At 61.0% G+C, this 19,480-nt stretch carries 15 protein-coding genes; 6 read left to right on the forward strand and 9 right to left on the reverse strand.

Annotated elements, in window-relative coordinates:
• Positions 1–44: 44 nt before the first annotated feature.
• Positions 45–1,292 (reverse strand): DNA polymerase IV, encoded by a 1,248-nt coding sequence (gene dinB, locus PHF15_RS04540; protein WP_300119297.1) that lies wholly within the window; start codon positions 1,290–1,292, stop codon positions 45–47.
• Positions 1,293–1,467: 175 nt separating this feature from the next.
• Here dinB and PHF15_RS04545 point away from each other — a divergent pair, with 175 nt between their 5' ends.
• The gene (locus PHF15_RS04545; protein WP_300119298.1) at positions 1,468–4,155 is read left to right on the forward strand and encodes a bifunctional acetate--CoA ligase family protein/GNAT family N-acetyltransferase; all 2,688 of its coding nucleotides are present in this window, start codon (positions 1,468–1,470) and stop codon (positions 4,153–4,155) included.
• A gap of 83 nt (positions 4,156–4,238) precedes the next feature.
• Here the strand turns inward: PHF15_RS04545 and metG are convergent, their stop codons facing one another.
• Entirely contained in the window at positions 4,239–6,335 is a 2,097-nt protein-coding gene (gene metG, locus PHF15_RS04550; protein WP_300119299.1) for a methionine--tRNA ligase, read from the reverse strand.
• Positions 6,336–6,503: 168 nt separating this feature from the next.
• Here metG and apbC point away from each other — a divergent pair, with 168 nt between their 5' ends.
• Positions 6,504–7,595, forward strand: a complete 1,092-nt coding sequence (apbC, locus tag PHF15_RS04555) for an iron-sulfur cluster carrier protein ApbC (protein ID WP_300119300.1) — start codon at positions 6,504–6,506, stop codon at positions 7,593–7,595.
• A 17-nt stretch (positions 7,596–7,612) separates the two neighbouring features.
• Here the strand turns inward: apbC and msrA are convergent, their stop codons facing one another.
• From msrA to pap, 7 genes are all read right to left on the reverse strand, one after another.
• On the reverse strand, positions 7,613–8,311 hold the full coding sequence (msrA, locus tag PHF15_RS04560) for a peptide-methionine (S)-S-oxide reductase MsrA (protein ID WP_300119301.1): 699 nt from the start codon (positions 8,309–8,311) through the stop codon (positions 7,613–7,615).
• A gap of 145 nt (positions 8,312–8,456) precedes the next feature.
• Positions 8,457–9,062 carry a hypothetical protein gene (locus PHF15_RS04565; protein WP_300119302.1) on the reverse strand — a complete coding sequence of 202 codons (606 nt, stop codon included), beginning with the start codon at positions 9,060–9,062 and terminating at the stop codon, positions 8,457–8,459.
• Between the two features lie 211 nt (positions 9,063–9,273).
• The gene (locus PHF15_RS04570; protein WP_300119304.1) at positions 9,274–11,151 is read right to left on the reverse strand and encodes a potassium transporter Kup; all 1,878 of its coding nucleotides are present in this window, start codon (positions 11,149–11,151) and stop codon (positions 9,274–9,276) included.
• A gap of 73 nt (positions 11,152–11,224) precedes the next feature.
• Positions 11,225–11,911, reverse strand: a complete 687-nt coding sequence (locus PHF15_RS04575; protein ID WP_300119306.1) for a response regulator — start codon at positions 11,909–11,911, stop codon at positions 11,225–11,227.
• On the reverse strand, positions 11,908–13,407 hold the full coding sequence (locus PHF15_RS04580) for a DUF4118 domain-containing protein (protein WP_300119307.1): 1,500 nt from the start codon (positions 13,405–13,407) through the stop codon (positions 11,908–11,910). Before PHF15_RS04580 ends, PHF15_RS04575 begins: the two co-directional genes overlap by 4 nt.
• 298 nt (positions 13,408–13,705) lie before the next feature.
• Entirely contained in the window at positions 13,706–13,975 is a 270-nt protein-coding gene (locus tag PHF15_RS04585; protein ID WP_300119308.1) for a VF530 family protein, read from the reverse strand.
• A gap of 24 nt (positions 13,976–13,999) precedes the next feature.
• Positions 14,000–15,562, reverse strand: coding sequence for a polyphosphate:AMP phosphotransferase (pap, locus tag PHF15_RS04590; protein ID WP_300119309.1), 1,563 nt, complete (start codon positions 15,560–15,562; stop codon positions 14,000–14,002).
• 108 nt (positions 15,563–15,670) lie between these two features.
• On the opposite strand from pap, the gene PHF15_RS04595 reads away from it, so the two are divergent.
• From PHF15_RS04595 to PHF15_RS04610, 4 genes are read left to right on the forward strand one after another with little or no spacing between them, the layout of a single operon-like run.
• On the forward strand, positions 15,671–16,240 hold the full coding sequence (locus PHF15_RS04595; RefSeq protein ID WP_300119310.1) for a DUF3305 domain-containing protein: 570 nt from the start codon (positions 15,671–15,673) through the stop codon (positions 16,238–16,240).
• Positions 16,209–16,874 carry a DUF3306 domain-containing protein gene (locus PHF15_RS04600; RefSeq protein ID WP_366520577.1) on the forward strand — a complete coding sequence of 222 codons (666 nt, stop codon included), beginning with the start codon at positions 16,209–16,211 and terminating at the stop codon, positions 16,872–16,874. Before PHF15_RS04595 ends, PHF15_RS04600 begins: the two co-directional genes overlap by 32 nt.
• Positions 16,756–18,858, forward strand: a complete 2,103-nt coding sequence (locus PHF15_RS04605) for a 4Fe-4S binding protein (RefSeq protein WP_300119312.1) — start codon at positions 16,756–16,758, stop codon at positions 18,856–18,858. Before PHF15_RS04600 ends, PHF15_RS04605 begins: the two co-directional genes overlap by 119 nt.
• Positions 18,855–19,478, forward strand: coding sequence for a molecular chaperone TorD family protein (locus tag PHF15_RS04610; RefSeq protein ID WP_300119314.1), 624 nt, complete (start codon positions 18,855–18,857; stop codon positions 19,476–19,478). The genes PHF15_RS04605 and PHF15_RS04610 overlap by 4 nt, the downstream gene beginning before the upstream one ends.
• Positions 19,479–19,480: the final 2 nt, after the last annotated feature.

The raw sequence follows: 19,480 nt of genomic DNA on the forward strand, positions 1-19,480 counted from the left end.
CAGCCAACAAGCAGGCACCAAACGGCGGCGATCAAGGGTGCAAATTATGGCGCATCGGGTGGCGCCAGATCCATCGCCGTTTGCACGGCGGCCATCGGCTGCGGCGCTTTGTGCTTGAGCCAGTCCAGGTGCTCAGCCGCCGTCATCAGCGAGCCCACGCGCACGCCCAGCAGCCGCAGGCGCTGCTGCAGGGGCGCCCGCTTGAGGCACAGCCCGGCATGGTGGCGAATCGTGGCTGCATCAAAGGTGTAGTCGGGCAGCGTCATGTCGCGCGTGACGCTTTTGAAGTTGTCATAGCGCAGCTTGATGCCAATGGTTTTACCCACATAGCCCTGGCGCACCAGGTCTTGCGCCACCTGCGCGCACAGCCGGGTGAAGATGGCGCCCAACTCGGCCTTGTCACGCACCGCGTGCAGGTCGCGCTCGAAGGTGGTTTCACGGCTGATGGACACCGGCGCGCTCTCCAGCACCACGGGGCGGGGGTCAATGCCGTGCGCGGCGTCGAACATCCAGGCACCGGTTTTCTGGCCGAAGTGGTCGATCAACCAGCCCACATCCTGTTGTGCCAGCTCGCCGATGGTGCGGATGCCGAGCTGTTGCAATTTTTCATCCGCCCTGGGACCAATGCCGTTGATCTTGCGGCACGCCAGCGGCCAGATTTTGGCCTGTAAATCGTTTTCGAAAACGATGGCGATGCCGTTTGGCTTGTTGAACTCGCTGGCCATCTTGGCCAGCAGCTTGTTGGGCGCTACACCCACCGAGCAGGTCAGCCCGGTGGCGTCAAAAATGCTTTTCTGGATCAGCCTCGCCAGCACGCGACCACCTTCGCGCTGGCCCCCCGGCACCTGCGTGAAGTCGATGTACACCTCGTCAATGCCGCGGTCTTCCATTAGCGGCGCAATCTCCTGGATGATGGTTTTGAACGCATGTGAGTAGTGCCGGTAGGCGGCAAAGTCCACCGGCAGCAAAATCGCATCGGGGCAAAGTTTGGCGGCTTTCATCAGCCCCATGGCCGAGCCCACGCCAAACTGGCGCGCCGCATAGGTGGCCGTGGTAATCACGCCGCGCCCGCTGTAGCCTTGCAGCCGTGGGAACTCAGCGAGCGGAATGTGGTGCGGCGCCCGCTCGCCCTGGGCCGCTTTCAGGTCTTCATCCTGCGGCCTGCGCCCGCCACCGATCACGACCGGCAAGCCCTTGAGTTGCGGGTAGCGCAGCAGTTCCACGGATGCGTAAAAGGCATCCATGTCCAGATGCGCAATGCGGCGGAGGGTGGCAGGCCTGGGAGTGCTCATGTTGATACTATTTTCGCGGCAAGTGGGTTCGGGCTGAACCAGCCGCTGCAATGTGGCATAAAGTGGCGCGGCTGCTTGCGTATATCGTGCGCCAAGTCAAAAAATTGCGCTCCAATCAGGGTAAGCTCTGCGCTATTGCTTCATCAGCTCGGATTAATTGTCAATAGGTGGTTTCATGGATAAGCATTTTTTGAGTTCTTTGTTTTCGCCCGCCGTGATCGTGGTGTTTGCGGGCAAGCCGGAAGATGTCGCTTCACTCACGCCGCAGGCGCGCGCGCTGCACCAAGCCATCACGGACCAACGCTTTTCTGGTCAACTGCTTTTTCTGGACATTCATGCCAGTGGCACTCTGGCCGACCTGGCCGCTGTCCATGCCGACCTGGCCATCATTGCCTTGCCAGCCGCCGAAGTGGCCGCCGCTTTGGAACTGGCCGGACGCATCAAATGCCGTTCCGCCCTGGTGATTTCCTCCGGCATCGATGCCGCGCTGGCAGCCGAGCTTCACAAAATGGCCACCCGCGATGGCATTTACCTGCTGGGCCCCAACAGCCTGGGCTTTCAGCGGCCGCACCTGCAGCTCAACGCCAGTGTGGCGGGGGACTTGGCAACGCCCGGGCCGCTGGCGCTGATATCGCAGTCGGGGGCGCTGACCTCGTCGATTCTGGACTGGGCCAAAAAGAATGCGGTGGGGTTTTCCACGGTGGTGTCGCTTGGCCCCAATACCGCGGTGGATATTGCCCAGGTACTGGATTTTCTGGCCTCGGACGCCAAAACGCACAGCATCGTGATCTACCTGGAAGGCATCACCAACGCGCGGCGCTTCATGAGCGCGTTGCGCGCGGCAGCCAATGCCAAGCCGGTGGTGGTGCTCAAGGCCGGTCGCAAGCCGGCCGGCAACCGTGCGGCGCTGACCCATTCGGGCACCATCGTTGGCACCGACGACGTGTTCGATGCCGCGCTGCGGCGTGCCGGCGCGGTGCGGGTGCGCTCGTTCGTGGCGCTGTTTTCGGCGGCCAAATGCCTGGCTTCGCGCTACAAGCCGGTGGGCAAGCGCCTGGCCATTGTCACCAATGGGGGAGGTCCGGGCGTGCTGGCCGCTGACTGGGTGAGTGAAATCAATCTGGAACTGGGGCGCCTGACCCCCGAGCAGGCGCAGGCGCTGGCGCCCCAAATGCCGCCGCTGGCCACCCTGACCGATTTGATCGACGTGTCGGAAGACGCCGGCCCTGAGCAATACCGCGCCGCCATTGACGCCCTGAACAAAGCGCCGCAGATTGATGGTATTTTGGCCATTTACTCGCCCAAGATGGGCGCTGATGGTGATGCGCTGGCTGGCGCCATTGCCGACTTCAACCGCCATGTCAGCAAGCCCCTGCTGACCTGCTGGATGGGCGATGCCTCGGTGGGCAATGCCCGCAAAATATTGAACGATGCAGCCATTCCCACCTTTCGCACCCCCGAGGCGGCGGTGGGCGCCTTTGGCAACATCGCCTCGTTTTACCAAAACCAGCAGCTGCTGCAGCAAACGCCGCCGCCGCTGTCCGACCTGGCCAATCCCGACATTGAAGGGGCGCGTCTGCTGATCGAGAGCGTGCTGGCCGAGCGCCGCAAGGTGCTCACCGAGATGGAATCCAAGGCGCTGCTGGCGGCTTTTCATATCCCGGTCACCCGAACCATTTTGGCGCGCAGCGCCAACGAAGCCATCATGATCGCCACCCAGTTGGGTTTTCCTGTGGCGCTCAAGATCGACTCGCCCGACATCAGCCACAAGTCGGACGTGCAGGGCGTGGCGCTCAACATCCTGAACGCCACCAGCGTGCGCGACACCTACCTGGACATGATCCAGGCGGTCACCAAGTTGCAGCCCAATGCCCGCATCAACGGCGTGACGATCCAGAACATGGCCAACCTCAAGCGCGGCCGCGAGGTGTGCGTGGGCCTGGTGACCGATGAGCCCTTTGGTCCGGTGATTGCCTTTGGCGCCGGCGGCACCATGATCGAACTCATCAACGACCGCACCATGGAGTTGCCGCCGCTGAACCAGTTCCTGGCGCGCCGCCTGATCGAGCGCTCGCGCGTGGCCGAAACCTTGGGCGTTTGGCGTGGCGCGCCCGCGGTCAACATGGAGGCGCTGGAGCAGATTTTGCTGCGTGTGTCGGAAATGGTGTGCGAGTTGCCGCAACTGCGCGAGATGGACATCAACCCCATCATCGTCGATGAATCGGGTGCGCTGGCCGTGGATGCGCGCATCGTGGTGGATAACACGGCGCCATCGGTGCGCCACTACAACCACCTGGCCATCCTGCCGTATCCGGCACAGCACGAGCAGCTGTGCATGCTGGCCGGCGGCGGCGAATACATCGTGCGCCCGGTGCACCCCGACGATGCCAACATGCTGCAGGAATTTGTCCGCGGCCTGTCGCCCGAAAGCCGCTACTTCCGCTTTGTCTCGAGCATGCAGGAGTTGCCTGCAACCATGCTGTCGCGCTTCACGCTGATCGATTACGACCGCGAGATGGCGCTGGTGGCGCTCGTCACCGAAGAAAGCACCGATGCGCAGGGCAATACCGTGGAGAGCACGCGCATCGTCGGCGTGTCGCGCTATATCACCAACCCCGACCGCAGCACCTGCGAGTTCTCGCTGGTGGTGGCCGACGAGTTCAAGGGCCGCGGCCTGGGCTCGCGCCTGATGCTGTCGATCATGGACTTTGCCCGCGAAAAAGGCCTGACCGAGATCGAGGGCCTGGTGCTGGCCAACAACCCCAACATGCTCAAGCTCATGAGGGGCCTGGGCTTTGCCGTCAAACCGTTCCCCGAAGATCCCGACTTCAAGCTGGTGACGCACCATTTGCAAGTGGCTTGAGTGACCAACCCGCCCCTTGTCTGTCAGTTCTGCCGGGGCGGCAAGGCATGGGATGCCAGACCAGCAACAGAATGGCCAGGGGCTCAGTGCACCCGCATGCCCGGCTGGGCGCCGGCAAAGGGCTCCAGCACATAGATGCCGGGCTGCGCCTTTTCGTTGGCGTGGCTGGCGGCCAGCACCATGCCTTCTGACAAGCCGAACTTCATTTTGCGTGGCGCCAGGTTGGCAACCATCACGGTGAGTTTGCCGGCGAGGTCTTCGGGCTTGTACATGCTGGCAATGCCTGAAAAGACGTTGCGCAGGCGGGGCTCGCCGGTTTCGTCAAGCTCGCCCACGTCGAGCGTCAATTGCAGCAGTTTGGTCGAACCCGCAACCGCCTGGCAGTTGACGATCTTGGCAATACGCAAGTCGATTTTGGAAAAGTCGTCAATGCCGATGGTCGGAGCGATGGCCTCGCCGCCCGGATGGGCGATTTCTTGCGCCGCCGCAGCCGGCTCGGGTGCCTCGAACAGGGCTTCGAGTTGCTTGATGTCGACGCGCTGCATCAGGTGTTGGTAGGTGTCGATCACATGGCCGGCTGGCATGGGCTGGGCAATGTTGGCGTAACTCAGCGGCTCGATGTTCAGGAACGCTTCCACCTGTGTCGCCAATGCCGGCAGAACGGGCTTGAGGTAGCAGGTCAGAATGCGGAAGGCCTTGATACACACCGTGCAAACATCCTGCAGGCGCGCTTCCTGGTCGGGTTTCTTGGCCAGGTCCCAGGGCTTGTTGGCGTCCACATAGGCGTTTACCTTGTCGGCCAGCAGCATGGTTTCGCGCAGCGCCTTGGCGTAGTCGCGGGCCTCGTAGAGCTGCTCCATGGCGCCGACTTCGCTGCGCAACTGGTGCAGCAGCGCCGCGCCATCCTCCGACACCTCACCCAACTGGCCGCCGAAGCGCTTGCTGATGAAACCGGCAGCGCGTGACGCGATGTTGATGTACTTGCCAATCAGGTCGCTGTTGACGCGGGCCATGAAGTCGTCGGCGTTGAAGTCGATGTCTTCGTTGCGGGCGCTCAGCTTGGCCGCCAGGTAGTAGCGCAGCCATTCGGGGTTCATGCCCAGGCTCAGGTACTTGAGCGGATCCAGGCCGGTGCCGCGGCTTTTGCTCATCTTCTCGCCGTTGTTCACGGTCAGGAAGCCGTGCACGAAGATGTTGTCGGGCGTCTTGCGGCCGCTGAAATGCAGACAGGCCGGGAAGAACAGCGTGTGAAAGGTCACGATGTCCTTGCCGATGAAGTGGTACTGCTCCAGCGCCGGGTTGGCCATGTAGGCGTCGTAGTCCTGGCCGCGCTGGCCGAGCAGGTTTTTAAGCGAGGCCAGGTAGCCGATAGGGGCGTCGAGCCAGACGTAAAAGTATTTGCCCGGCGCGTCCGGGATCTCGATGCCGAAGTAGGGCGCGTCACGGCTGATGTCCCAGTCGCCCAGGCCTTCGCTACTTGACCCGTCCGGGTTGCTGCGCACGGTGAACCATTCCTTGATCTTGTTGGCCACTTCGGGCTGCAACTTGCCGTCCTGCGTCCATTGCTGCAGGAACCCAACGCAGCGCGGGTCGGAGAGCTTGAAGAAAAAATGCACCGAGTTGCGCAGTTCGGGCTTGGCGCCTGAGAGCGCCGAATAGGGATTGATCAGGTCGGTGGGCGCATAGACCGCGCCGCATTGCTCGCAGTTGTCGCCGTACTGGTCCTTGGCGTGGCACTTGGGGCACTCGCCCTTGATGAAGCGGTCGGGCAGGAACATGCCCTTGTCGGGGTCGAAAAACTGTTCGATGGTGCGCGATTCGATCAGCGAGCCGTCCTTGTTGTCGCGCAGGTCGCGGTAGATCTGGCGCGCCAATTCGTGGTTTTCCGGGGCATCGGTGCTGTGCCAGTTGTCGAAGCCGATGTGAAAACCGTCCAGGTAGGGCTTGCGTCCGGCAGCGATGTTGGCAACAAATTGCTGCGGCGTGAGCCCGGCTTTTTCGGCGGCAATCATGATCGGCGCGCCGTGGGTGTCGTCGGCACAGACAAAATCGACCGCCGTGCCACGCATGCGCTGGTGCCGCACCCAGATGTCGGCCTGGATGTACTCCATGATGTGGCCGATGTGGAAATTACCGTTGGCGTAGGGCAGGGCGGTGGTGACGAACAGTTGACGGGGCATGGGGTTCACTTTCTTGGCAAGCGATGATTTTAGTCAACGCGCTTGTGTTTGGACCTGAGCCCTATTGGTACGTCTGGCGTCAGTGCCAACACGGGTAAACCCTGATTTGCCCGGTTCAATAAGGTCAAGCTTATCTTGGCTAGACTAGAGCCCCCTTAGGAGAACCAAATGGCAGTAGTTGAGCAGACAGTGTTAGATGCCCTCAAAGGCGTCATAGACCCCAATACCGGGCGCGATTTTGTGTCCAGCAAATGCATCAAGAATTTGACCGTGACCGACGGCGATGTGGCCTTCGATGTGACGCTGGGCTACCCGGCCAAGAGCCAGATTCCGGGCTTTCGCAAAGACCTGATTGCGGCCGTTAAAAGCGTGGCCGGCGTGGTCAATGTGTCGGTCAACATCACCACCAACATCACGGCGCACGCAGTGCAGCGCGGTGTGGCCTTGCTGCCCAAGGTGAAGAACATCGTGGCGGTGGCCTCGGGCAAGGGCGGCGTGGGCAAGAGCACCACGGCCGTCAATCTGGCGCTGGCGCTGGCGGCAGAAGGCGCCAATGTCGGCATTCTGGATGCCGATATTTATGGCCCGAGCCTGCCGATGATGATGGGTATTGTGGGCAAGCCCGAGAGCGAAGACGGCCAGACCATGGAGCCCATGGAGAACTACGGCGTGCAGGTGATGTCGATCGGTTTTTTGGTGGCGCAGGACGAAGCCATGATCTGGCGCGGCCCCATGGCCACGCAGGCGCTGGAGCAGTTGCTGCGCCAGACCAACTGGAAAGACCTTGACTATTTGATCGTCGACATGCCGCCGGGCACCGGCGACATTCAGCTCACCCTGAGCCAGCGCGTGCCCATGACCGGCGCCGTGATCGTCACCACGCCGCAGGACATTGCCCTGCTCGATGCCAAAAAAGGCATCAAGATGTTTGAAAAAGTGGGTGTGCCGATTTTGGGCATCGTGGAAAACATGGCAGTGCACGTGTGCAGCAACTGTGGCCATGTGGAACATATTTTTGGCGCCGATGGCGGCAAAAATATGGCCGCGGAATACAACATGGACTACCTGGGTGCCCTGCCGCTCAACATGCAGATTCGCCTGCAAGCCGACAACGGCAAACCCACCGTGGTGTCCGACCCCGACAGCGAGGTGGCCGGACTGTACAAGGCCGTGGCGCGCAAGGTGGCGCTGTCGATTGCCGCCAAGAACAAGGACTTCTCCAGCAAGTTCCCCAGCATCAAGATTTCCAAGGAAACCTGAAGCCGCAAGACGCGGGGTCAGGGTCTGGCCTTGGCTTGGTCACCCCACAGTTGCGCCAGGCGCGCATCGCGGCCGCAACCCTTGCGGTAAAAATCGTAGCGCACCGGGTTGTTCTGGTGATAGTTCTGATGCTCGGCCTCGGCCGGGTAAAAGTCGTCGGCCATCAGCAACTGCGTCACGAGGGGCTCGGGGAAGGGTTTGGTCGTTTCCAGCGCCGCGCGTGAGGCCAGAGCCACTTGCAGTTGCTCAGGGCTGGTTGCAAAAATCGCGGTGCGGTAGGGCGAGCCAATGTCGCAAAACTGGCGGTCTTTCACGGTGGGGTCAATGGTGCGCCAGAAATAGTCCACCAGTTGCCGGTAGCTCACCTGGCTGGGGTCAAAGATCACCTGCAAGGCCTCGGCATGGCCGGTGGTGTGACTAGACACTTCGGCGTAGCTTGGGTTGGCCGTTTTGCCGCCGGTGTAGCCCGAGGTAGTGGCCAGCACCCCCGGCACTTTGTCGAAGTCGGCCTCGGTGCACCAGAAACATCCGCCGGCAAACACCGCCACCTCGCTACCTGCTGGCAAGGGCGCGGTTGCGGCAGCGCCAGGTACCTCTGGCGCCTGGCGCTGCGTGGCATAAACCCACCAGCCGATCAGCATCAGCACAAGGGCCAGAATCAGCCAGAATCGACGGTGAGCGGGCTCGGATGTCGGGTCGGGTGGTGTGCTGTTCATGCCGCATGATAAATCGCTGTGACCCCGAGCCGCCAGTCGGTGGCGCGCATTGACTATGACGACGAGGTCAGCGTGGCTGTAGCGGCAAGGGCGCGCAAATTGGCCGCGCCGCAATGGGCGCGGCGCGTGATCAACGCCGGTCGTTTTAATTGCTGCGATTGTTGCGCATCAATCGGTCCACATCGGCATTCAATCGGGCCAGTTCATCACGCAGTTGACGGCGCTCTTGCGGGGTCACCACACCGTCGCGCTTGAAGGCGGCCTCGTGGCGGGCAATGGTGCGCTCGCGGTTTTGCAACCTGCGCGCTTCGCGCTGGGTGATGCGGCCAGAACGTATGCCCTCATCAATGCGCGCGCTGACGTTGAGCTGGCGGTTGTCAATGCCGGGCGTTGTGCCGGCAGGGTTGCCCGGTGGCTGAACATAGTCGCGGTTCGCCATCATGCGTTCAACTTCATTACCAAGTCTGTCCACATCAGCGCGCAACTGCTGGCGCTCTTGGGGTGTGGCCGTGCCATTGGCTTTGAAGCGGCTTTCGCGCATGTCAATCTCGCGATCACGGCGAAGGAGCTCTCTTGCCTCGGAGGGCGTGATGTGGCCGGACGCCATGCCTTGCTGAATGCGGGCGCTGATGGCTTGCTGCGCACGGTCAAGAGCCGGCGTATTGGTGCCTTGTGCCAGGACCGGGGCCATGCCCAGGCCCAAAAAGAGGGCAGAGGCCAACAGTGAAGTGGTGAAGAATTTTGATTTCATGGTGTTTCCTGAGTTGTTAGACCGTTGTTGAATCGACGACGGCCGGAGGCAGGCTTGTATCGGCCCCATGCTTTTTCAACATGTGGCTGGATATTAGTCAGGACCCAAAACCATGTCTGTGCGCGCCCGTACGCAGGGCAAGTGATAAGCCCGCGCCATGCCCAACGACAGACCCCGGCCCGATCGTGGCCTGCATCGGGTAACGCCTGCCTCAGATCTGTACTCTTGTCCCCAACTCAATGACGCAGTTGTTGGGCAACCTGAAAAAACCCGCTACGCTACCTGAATTTCGCGACATCAATGCAAACAGAGCTTCACGCCAATGTGACATGCCAGCACCCTTGGTGGGCACAATGATTTCACGACTCAGAAAGTAAGACGTCTCGAACAGATTGATGGGCAAGCCCTTGGTTTTACACAGTTCCAGCGCCTTGGGAATATCCGGTGTGTTCTTGAAACCGTAGTTCACCTGAACCCGCCAAAATCCAGCCAACAGGGGCGTTACCTGCACCCGATCCTCAAACGGTATCCAGGGAACCTCATGAAAAACCACCGTCAGAATCACATTGCGATCATGCAAGACCTGGTTGTGCTTCAGGTTGTGCATCAATGCCTGCGGAACCGTACTGGAGTTGGCCACTGCGTAAACGGCCGTCCGGGACACGCGGTGAACTCCATGTTCCGACAAACCGGTGATGAACGGGATAAGTTCAGGATCATCCCGGCGGATGCTCTCGAGCAACAGTTCTCGACCACGCCGCCAAGTTGCCATGACCGTGAATATGGCAAGACCGAGCGCCAGCGGAAACCAGCCACCCTGAAAGAACTTGATTGCGCATGACACCACCAACAGCAGATCCAATGCCAGAAACACACTGGTTGCGGCAAGCGCTACCGGCAGTGGGTACTGCCACCCATACCGGACCACAAAAAACGTCAGCAAGGTCGTGATCAGCATGGTCACTGTGACGGCAATTCCATAGGCTGCAGCCATCGCTGACGAACTGCCAAAGCCAACCACAGCCAGCAAAACCGCAACCAATAGCATCCAGTTCACCTCTGGCATATAGATTTGCCCGGCTTCTTTTGCGGAGGTGTATAGCACCGCCATGCGAGGCAACAAACCCAGTTGAACCGCTTGCTTGGTCATGGAATAGGCGCCTGAAATCACTGCCTGAGACGCAATCACTGTGGCGCAGGTTGCCAGCACCACAGCCGGGATCAGCAGCGGCTCAGGAAACAGGCGGTAAAACGGGTTTTCTATGGCTGACGCATCCCGCATCAGCAAGGCGCCTTGTCCCATATAGTTGATCGCCAGCGCTGGCAACACCAAGCCACCCCAGGCGAACTGGATCGGCCGCTTTCCAAAGTGACCCATGTCGGCATACAGAGCCTCTGCCCCGGTAAAGGCCAACACAATGGCTCCTACACCGACAAACACATGCCATCCCTGGTGGGCCAGGAACTGGATCGCATTGATTGGATTGAGCGCAGCTAGTATGGCGGGTTGCCGAACGATTTCCACGATTCCAAAACCAGCCAGCACCACAAACCACATCACGATAATTGGGCCAAAGAGCTTGCCAACCAGGCCGGTTCCATATCGTTGCACTGCAAACAGAGCGATCAGCACGACGCTGCAAACTGGCAAAACGTAAGGTTTCAGCGTTGGCGTCACGACTTCCAGCCCTTCTACCGCGCTGAGCACCGAAATCGCCGGGGTGATCACGCTGTCCCCATAAAACAGGGCCGCACCAATGACCCCGAGCAGCAGCAAGACCAGCCGCTTGGTGGGGTTGGTTCCAGCAGCCTCCACAGCCAGGGCGGTCAAGGCCATGATGCCGCCTTCGCCCCGGTTGTCGGCGCGCAGGATCAGCAGCACATACTTGAGTGTGACCACCATCATCAACCCCCAGAAGATTACCGATACAGCGCCAATCAGGTGGACGCTATCCAGCGGAATGCCAGTGGCTGGGCCGAACACTTCCCGCATGGTGTACAGCGGACTGGTGCCAATGTCGCCGTAGACGACACCCATGGCACCCAGGGTCAGAGCCGCGAGACTTTCGCGGCTGGTGGTTTTGCTCATATCGCGTGCTTGTGATTCAACAGACACGCACTGTCCGACCTGGCGCATCAGGAACGCATAAGGATTGCCGAAGTCAGGAAACCGCCAGCCTGTATCCGACGCCGGTTTCTGTCAGCAGATGCCTGGGTTCGGCCGGGTCGATTTCAATCTTGGAACGCAACTGGCCCATGTAAAGGCGTAGGTAGTGGGTGTGTTCGGTGAATTCTGCACCCCAAACGTCGGTGAGCAATTGACGATGGGTGACAACCCTACCGGCACTGCGGACCAGTCGAGCCAGCAATTTGAATTCGGTGGGCGTGAGATGCAGCTCCCGCCCCCGACTGACCACAGTGTGCAGGGTAAGGTCTACCTGCAAATCGTCGAGTTCATGCACGGTGACGGCGGCGGCCACAGTAGTGCCACGGTGGCGCAAAGCCACCCGTATTCGGGCCAGCAGTTCGGCCACGCTGAACGGCTTGGTCAGGTAGTCGTCTGCACCAGCATCCAAAAGCTCAATCTTCTGCGCTTCCTGATGACGCGCCGACACCACCAGAATCGGTAAAGCGTGGTGTTTGCGAACCTTCTGGACCAACGTGGCACCGTTTCCGTCGGGTAAACCCAAATCCAGCAGCAAGATGTCTGGCAAGGAATGGCACAGAAGTGCGGTTGCCTCACTGACGGACACTGCGGTTTGAACATCAAAACCTTCAACCGAAAGGGTCGACTGGATCAAAGCCCGAATTTCAGGGTCATCCTCCACCACCAGGACACGCAAGGTCATATTGGTTCGCCTTCAGGTTGCTTCGCACTCAGAGGCATGGCAAACGTGAAACTGTTGCCTCCGCCACTTCTGCGTCGCAGGGTCAAGGTGCCGCCATGGGTTGCAGCAATGGCACGACACAGCGCCAAACCCAATCCAGTGCCGTGTTGACCTGACAAATCATCACGGGTGTATGGCTCGAAGATGCTTGCATACTTCTCTTTCGGGATTTCTTTGCCCCGGTCTTTGACTGCCACTTGCAAATCTTTGTCGTTCACGCTCACAGTCAATTCAATCGCCCCGTTGCTGTACTTGAGGGCGTTGTCCAGGAGGTTACCGATCAGTTGAGCCAGCAGCACTGGATCGGCCTTGATCAATGGCAGTCCTTCTGGAACCTTGGGTTTGATGCGATGCGCCGGATCACGATGCCGGATTCGAGCCAGGACGGCGCCAACAATCTCTTCCATGGATTCCCAGTCGCGCTTGATTTCTTCGTCAGCATTGGCAAGGCGAACCAGTTGGAGCGTGTTTTCTGTGACGGTGCAAAGATAGGACGCCTCATTGACGATACTGCCCAGCAAGCGGTCTTGCTCTTCGACACTGAGCTTGTCGCGCTGGAGTTGCAATGAAGAGGCTGCACCCACCACCGCGGCCAGTGGGGTGCGTAAATCGTGGGAAATGGCGGCCAGGTAGGTGCTTTGGAGTTGCTGGCGTTGTGCCTCGATTTGCGCGGTTTGCATGGTTTCGGTCATACGCAGACGATGCAATGCCTGTCCAAGCAGGGCGCAAAGGGCCTGCGCGTGTTCACGACCGGCGGTATCACTGGCCAGCGCGGGTCGGACGCTGACCGCACCGCTCACGTTGGGTTTGTTGCCCAAGGGAAGGAACCAGGCATTCAGACCGGGCCATCGTCCGGTGCCAGGGCCAAGAACAGCCATTTCGCGCATGCAGCAACGCATTCCGTCAGCCTCGTTAGAGGACAAGGTCTCCGGCAAGTCAAGCTCATCGTCACTGCGTCGCAACGCCAGAAGGCATGGCCCCTCAAATGCTGATTCCAGGGCAATTTGACCCAGGGATGCAACTTCCCCAAGTGTTGTAACACCTGACAGGTTGGACGCCACCTCCTGCAACTGGCTTGCACGTTGAAAGTTGATTTTTGCCATTTCGGTTTCCCGACGCAATCGTGCGGCCAGATGGCTGATGACCAATGCGACCAGGAGCATGGTGAACAGGGCGATCAAATGTTCCTGGTTATCGACTTCAAAGGTCCAACGTGGTGGTACAAAGAAGAAGTTGAAGGCGGTCACGGCGCCTACCGCACAAGCCACGGATTGCATCCATCTCAGGTTGTAGGAGGCAACTACCACGGCCAGCACATAGACCATGGCTTGGCTGGTCAGGGAGACATGGTGATCGAGCAGGTATCCTCCTGCGGTGGCACATCCCAGCAGCAACGCCACTATTCCCCAGCTTCGCATGCTGGAAAGATTCGTGGCTGATGTCCGGGAAACGCTCATGGTGACATCAGCGTACCACTGCCCGTATCAGGATTGCATTAGGAAACCATCTGACTGAGGGTGGGCAGCCTTCAACCCTGAGGGTAAATGCTATCAACTGCACCCGACTGACAAGAAAAGTCCAACTATTGCAGTGCCATTCAGCAGCCACTGAGGAATACCTGCAACCGCTGCTCAAGAGCCGGTGAATCCGATACCTGCTGCGACCGGTTGAATCCAAGCGTCAAAGCAGACCCTGCCAGACGCCCCCGTTCGCTATCGTGATGCTTTTGCGGTGAACGCACTGACCCTCGGCGGTTCAGCCCTGCCGGCGAATCTCACGCAGCATGAACAGGTAGAGGCTTTCCACCTTGTCGCGCGCCCAAGGCGTTTTGCGCAAAAACTTCAGGCTCGACGCGACGCTGGGGTCATGCGTGAAGCAGCGCACCGGAATGCGTTCGCCCAAGCCAGCCCAGCCGTAGTGGGCGCTCAAGGCCGTCACCATGGCTTCCAGCGTGATGCCGTGCAAGGGGTTGCGGGCTTGCGGCGCGGGTGGTGCAGCTTGGGGGTCGGAGGGTAAGGTGCTCATGGACTGATTTTGGCACTGGGCAGCTTATTTCTTGCGGTCCGAATTGCCCTGTTTGATTTTTTTGGGCTTGGTTGGTTTGTTGCTGATTGCCTCGACCGACTTGGCTGGTCTCTGCAAGGCAGACTCCAGGCGTTCGCACAGGGTGCGCAAAATCTTCACCCGGGCGTAATTCTTGTCATTGGCCTCGACCAGCGTCCAGGGAGCCTCTCCGGTGCTGGTGCGCTCCACCATGTCGCAAATGGCTTGCTGGTAGTCGTGCCATTTTTCGCGGTTGCGCCAGTCTTCCTGAGTGATCTTGAAGCGTTTGAACTCAATCTGTTCGCGTTCCTTGAAGCGCCTGAGCTGCTCGGCCTGGCTGATTTGCAACCAGAACTTGACCACGATGACGCCGGCATCGATCAGCTCGTGCTCGAAGTCGTTGATCTCGCTGTAGCCGCGAAGCCAGTCGGCCTCGGAGCAGAAGCCTTCCACCCGTTCCACCAACACGCGGCCATACCACGTGCGGTCAAAGATGGCGACATGGCCATGGCGAGGCAGATTGCGCCAGAAGCGCCACAGGTGGGGCTGCGCCTTTTCTTCGTCGGTGGGCGCCGCCACCGGCGACACCTGATACTGGCGCGCATCCAGCGCCGCCGCGATGCGCCGGATGGCGCCGCCTTTGCCCGCCGCATCGGCGCCTTCGAAGGCACACACCAGCGCGCGGTTCTTGAAGCGCGCGTCGCGCACCAGTTCCGACAGCTTTCCCTGCCACTTGGCCAGTTCGTCCTTGTAGGCTTTGTCGGCCAGCGTCAGCGTCAAGTCGAGCGCTGAGAGCACGTTGCGGCCGTCCAGATCGACCCGCACCATGGGTGCCATGGGCATGCGCGGCGGCTCCTTGGTGGCCAGCTTGTTTTGCATGGCCTTGAGCAGCACCTGGCCCACCGTCATGCAGCGGTAGCGGTCGTCGGTTCCTTCGACCACCACCCAGGGCGCCGCCGCAGTGTTGGTCACGCGCAGCAAATGGCCCGCCACGTCCTGCAACTGGTCGTAGGTTTTGAGGCGGTCCCAGTTCCATTGCGTGACGCGCCAGGCGGTACGCGGGTCGCTGGAAAGCGCCTTGAGGCGCTGTTTTTGCCCTTCCTTGGTCAGGTGAAACCAGAACTTGAGCACCAGCGCGCCTTCATCGACCAGCATTTCCTCGAAGCGGTTGATCTGCTGGGCGCGGGCATCGAGCTCCTTGAGCGACAGTTTGCCTTCGATGCGCTCGCGAATCGGGTCGGAGTACCAGGAGCCGGCAAATACGCCGACCCTGCCCTTGGGTGGCAGACTGCGCCAGTAACGCCACATGGGCGGGCGCTCGCGCTCTTCGTCGCTGGGTTGGGAAAATGCCAGGGTGGAGAGAAAACGCGCATCCATCCACTCGTAGAGCACGTTGATGGTCTCGCCTTTGCCGGCGCCGTCCTGGCCGCTGATGAGGACCAGCACCGGGGTTTTGTGTTGTTCGAACAAATCGACCTGTGCCGCCAGCAAGGCAGCCCGCAAACCGGGAACGGCCTCGCGGAAGGCAGCTTTGCTCAGCCTGTGGCCAATTTCGGCAGATTGAAACATCGGGAGCTTTCAGGGTGTCGTTGAACAAGGGGCAGCCCGTGGTGCCGCAGCTTGCCACGCGCCCAACGCTCTCAGGGGCTATTTGAATCCGTTACAGTTCTGTATCTTATGACTATCTCACGCCCATTCATCGAAGTCGCCGTGATCATGCAGCGCCTGGCCAACACCGGTGTGGCGGCGCGCTGGCAGCCCTGGCGCTGGCAACTGGCCGATGTGGTGCTGCACGAAGAAGGTTTTGGCACCGTGCCGCGCCTGCTCTACCAAAGCGAGACTGAACAGCGCTGGCTGCATGGCGGCCTTAAGGTGGAATTGTTCAAGGACGACGGCGAAGGCTATTACCTCAACGCCAGCACCGACGTGCCGAGCTGGTTTGTCTTGTGGCGCATGGAAGACGAACCCAGTGTGGCGGGCGAACCGCTTGCGCGACCACTGGTGGTGAGCCTGAGCTACTACGACGCGGGGCGCTGGCTCGACGCGCAGGAAACAGTGGAGCAGGTGCCGGCTCCGGCGCCGGTGGTGGCGTGGTTGCAGACCTTCGTTGACGAACATTACGTGGTGGAGCCCAAGCGGCGCAAGCGGCCCGAGAGCTTCAAGTCGCTCACCGACCGCTTTGGCAACCCGGCCTCCATCAGCACGGATAAAACCTTTGGCAACGGCCAGGGCGGTGGACATGGCTGACGGCTTTTTGGTCCGCTGGTCGCAGCGCAAGCAGGCGCTGCGTGAGGGCAGGGTGGTGGAAGAGCCTGCGCTCGACAAGCCGATGGTGCCCGCTGAACCCGCGACCGGTCCGGTGCCGGACGCATCAAGACCTTCAACGGAACCGAAGCAAGCCGTGTCGACAACGCAGCCTGCACCAGCCCCCACGCTGGCCGATGTGCAGGCGCTCGACGCCGACAGCAGCTTCGCCCCGTTCGTGGCGCGCGATGTGGCCCCCGAGGTGCGCAACGCTGCCATGAAAAAGCTTTTTACCGACCCGCATTACAACGTGATGGACGGGCTGGATATCTACATCGACGACTACAGCGTGCCAAGCCCCATGCCTGCTGCCATGCTGCGCCAGATGGCGAGCGCCAAGTTTCTCAAGCTGTTCGACGAAGAAGAAACGCCAGCAGGGCAAGCGCAGGCCAAGCTGGCGGCGCCTGCTGTCAGCCCGCAGCAAGAGCCATCCCTGAATTCAACCCAAGACCCAGACCATGACTACACTGATTTGCGACTGCAACCAGACCATGCCGCTCGACCCGCGGGCACTGAGCGCGAGCCTGAGCGAGTCGCTAAGCCTGCATTCGAGCCTGTGCCGCCGCCAGACCGATGAGTTTTTAAAGGCTGCCGGTGCGGGTGAGGAACTGGTGGTGGCCTGCACCCAGGAAAGCCGGCTCTTCAACGAACTGGCCGATCAGGCTAATCTGAGCATCCCGATCAGGTTTGTCAACATCCGCGAAACCGGCGGCTGGAGCCGCGACGGGGCACAAGCCAGCCCCAAGATGGCCGCCCTGCTGGCGGCTGCGCATTTGCCCGAGCCCGACCCGGTCGCCATGGTCACCTACAAGAGCGCCGGGCGTGCCCTCATCGTGGGTGAACTCGGCGCCGCAGAGCAAGTGGCCGAGTTGCTGGGCGACGCGCTCGATGTGACCTTGTTTACCCAGGGTGCGGGCAACCTGGGTGCGGCGCAGGATCGGCGTTACCCGGTGCTCGGTGGCCAACTGCAAACGCTGACCGGCTGGCTTGGCGCGTTCGAGCTGGTCTGGCTGCAAAACAACCCGATCGATCTGGACCTGTGCACGCGCTGCAACGCCTGCCTGGCCGCCTGCCCCGCAGACGCCATCGGGCTGGACTACCAGATTGACCTGAAAGCCTGCGACGCCAACCGCGCCTGTGTCAAGGTGTGCAAGGTGGCCGGTGCCATCGACTTCAACCGCACGCCGCAAAGCCACACCGATACCTTTGATCTGGTGCTCGACCTGCGCGCAGCCCCCGCGTTCAGCCAGCACGCCAAGCCGCAAGGCTACCTGCACTGGGATGGCCGCGACATGAAAGCGCTGCTGGCCTGGCGCGAGTTGGTGGGCGAGTTTGAAAAACCCAAGTTCTTCAACTACAGGCAAAAGCTCTGCGCGCACAGCCGCAACGACAAGCTGGGCTGCACGGCCTGTATCGACGTGTGCTCGGCCAGCGCCATCAGCAGCGATTTCAAGCGTCAGCAAATCAAGGTGAATCCCAACCTGTGCGTGGGCTGCGGCACCTGCAGCACGGTGTGCCCGACCGGTGCCATGGGTTTTGCCTACCCGCGCGCCAGCGACCAGGGCGTCAGGCTTAAAACGCTGCTGGCGACCTACCAGCGCAGCGGTGGCAAGGACGCCGCACTGCTGCTGCACAGTCAGGGCGCTGGAGCGCGCCTGCTGGGTGACCTCGGCCGTGCCGCGCAACTTGAAAAGGGTCAGAAGGACGGCACCCATGGTGTGCCAGCGCGGGTGCTGCCGCTGGCGCTGTGGCACACGTCCTCGACCGGACTGGAGTTGTGGCTCACCGCCATCGCTTACGGTGCGACGAACGTCTGGGTGCTGTTGACCGACGAGGAAGCGCCGCAGTACGCGGTGGCGCTGCGCGAGCAGATGACTGTCGCGCAAGACATTCTGACGGGCCTGGGCTATTCCGGTGAACATTTCAGGCTGCTGCAGGTGCGCGACGCGCGCGACCTGGCCGCGCTCGACCGCGACCTGCAGGTGCCCGCTGCGCAGGCCCCGGCGCGCCATGCCGGCTTTGCGGTGCAAGCGGACAAACGCGCCACGCTGGAACTGGCGCTGGACCACCTGATCAGCCACGCACCCAAGCCCAGCCAGGTGCCCATTGCCTTGCCCGTCAGCGGCTCACCGCTGGGCGGCCTGGCCATCAACAAGGACACCTGCACGCTGTGCCTGAGCTGCGTCAATGCCTGCCCGGCGGGTGCGCTGGCCGATAACGCGCAGGCGCCGCAATTGCGTTTCATTGAGAAAAATTGCGTGCAGTGCGGGCTGTGTGTGACCACCTGCCCGGAAAAAGCCCTGTCCCTGATGCCGCAGCTCAATCTGGCAGCGCAGCGCAATAACTTCGCGGTGCTCAACGAGATGCAGCCCTATGCTTGCGTGCGCTGCGGCAAACCCTTTGGCACGCTCAAGGCCATCGAGGGCATGCTGGCCAAGCTCGCAGGCCACAGCATGTTCCAGGGCGCGGCGCTGGAACGCCTGAAAATGTGCGGCGACTGCCGCGTCATCGACATCTACTCGGCCGACAACGAAATCAAAATCACGGATATCAAATCATGATGCCTTTGCCCGAAACTGCCATGAGCAGCGCGCTCGACGAAGAAACCGCCCGTGCCGAGCTGTATGGCCTGCTGGCCCAGCTTTACTACGCGCCGCCTGCGCCGGAACTGCTGACCAAGCTGCGGGCTGCTGCCACCGAGGCCCCGGCTGCCGGTGGCTTTCTGGAAGAGCCCTGGCGTGCGTTGGTGGGCGTGGCGCGTGATCTGCCTGATGACGTCATTGCCGATGAATACAACGCCCTGTTCGGCGGTGTCGGCAAGCCCGAGGTCTATCTCTATGGCTCGCACTACCTGAGCGGGTTCCTCAACGAAAAGCCACTGGCACGGCTGCGCACCGAACTCGCCAGCCTGGGTTTGACGCGTGATGACGCCATGTCCGACACCGAGGACCACATCGCCTACCTGTGCGAGGTGATGCGCTACCTGATTGCCGGCGACGATGTGGCAGTGGTCAACCTGGCGCGTCAGCGAGGCTTTTTTGCCGGGCACCTGCAACCCTGGGCCGTGCCACTGTGCGACGCCATTGCCCAGCACCCCAAGGCGCGTTTTTATGCCGCGTTGGCCGAATTGACCCGTGCCTTTGCCAGTGTGGAAGCGCAGGGCTTTGACATGCTGGACTGATC

Origin of the sequence: Rhodoferax sp., from assembly GCF_028689295.1 — a bacterium.
Classification (GTDB): Bacteria; Pseudomonadota; Gammaproteobacteria; order Burkholderiales; family Burkholderiaceae_C; genus Rhodoferax.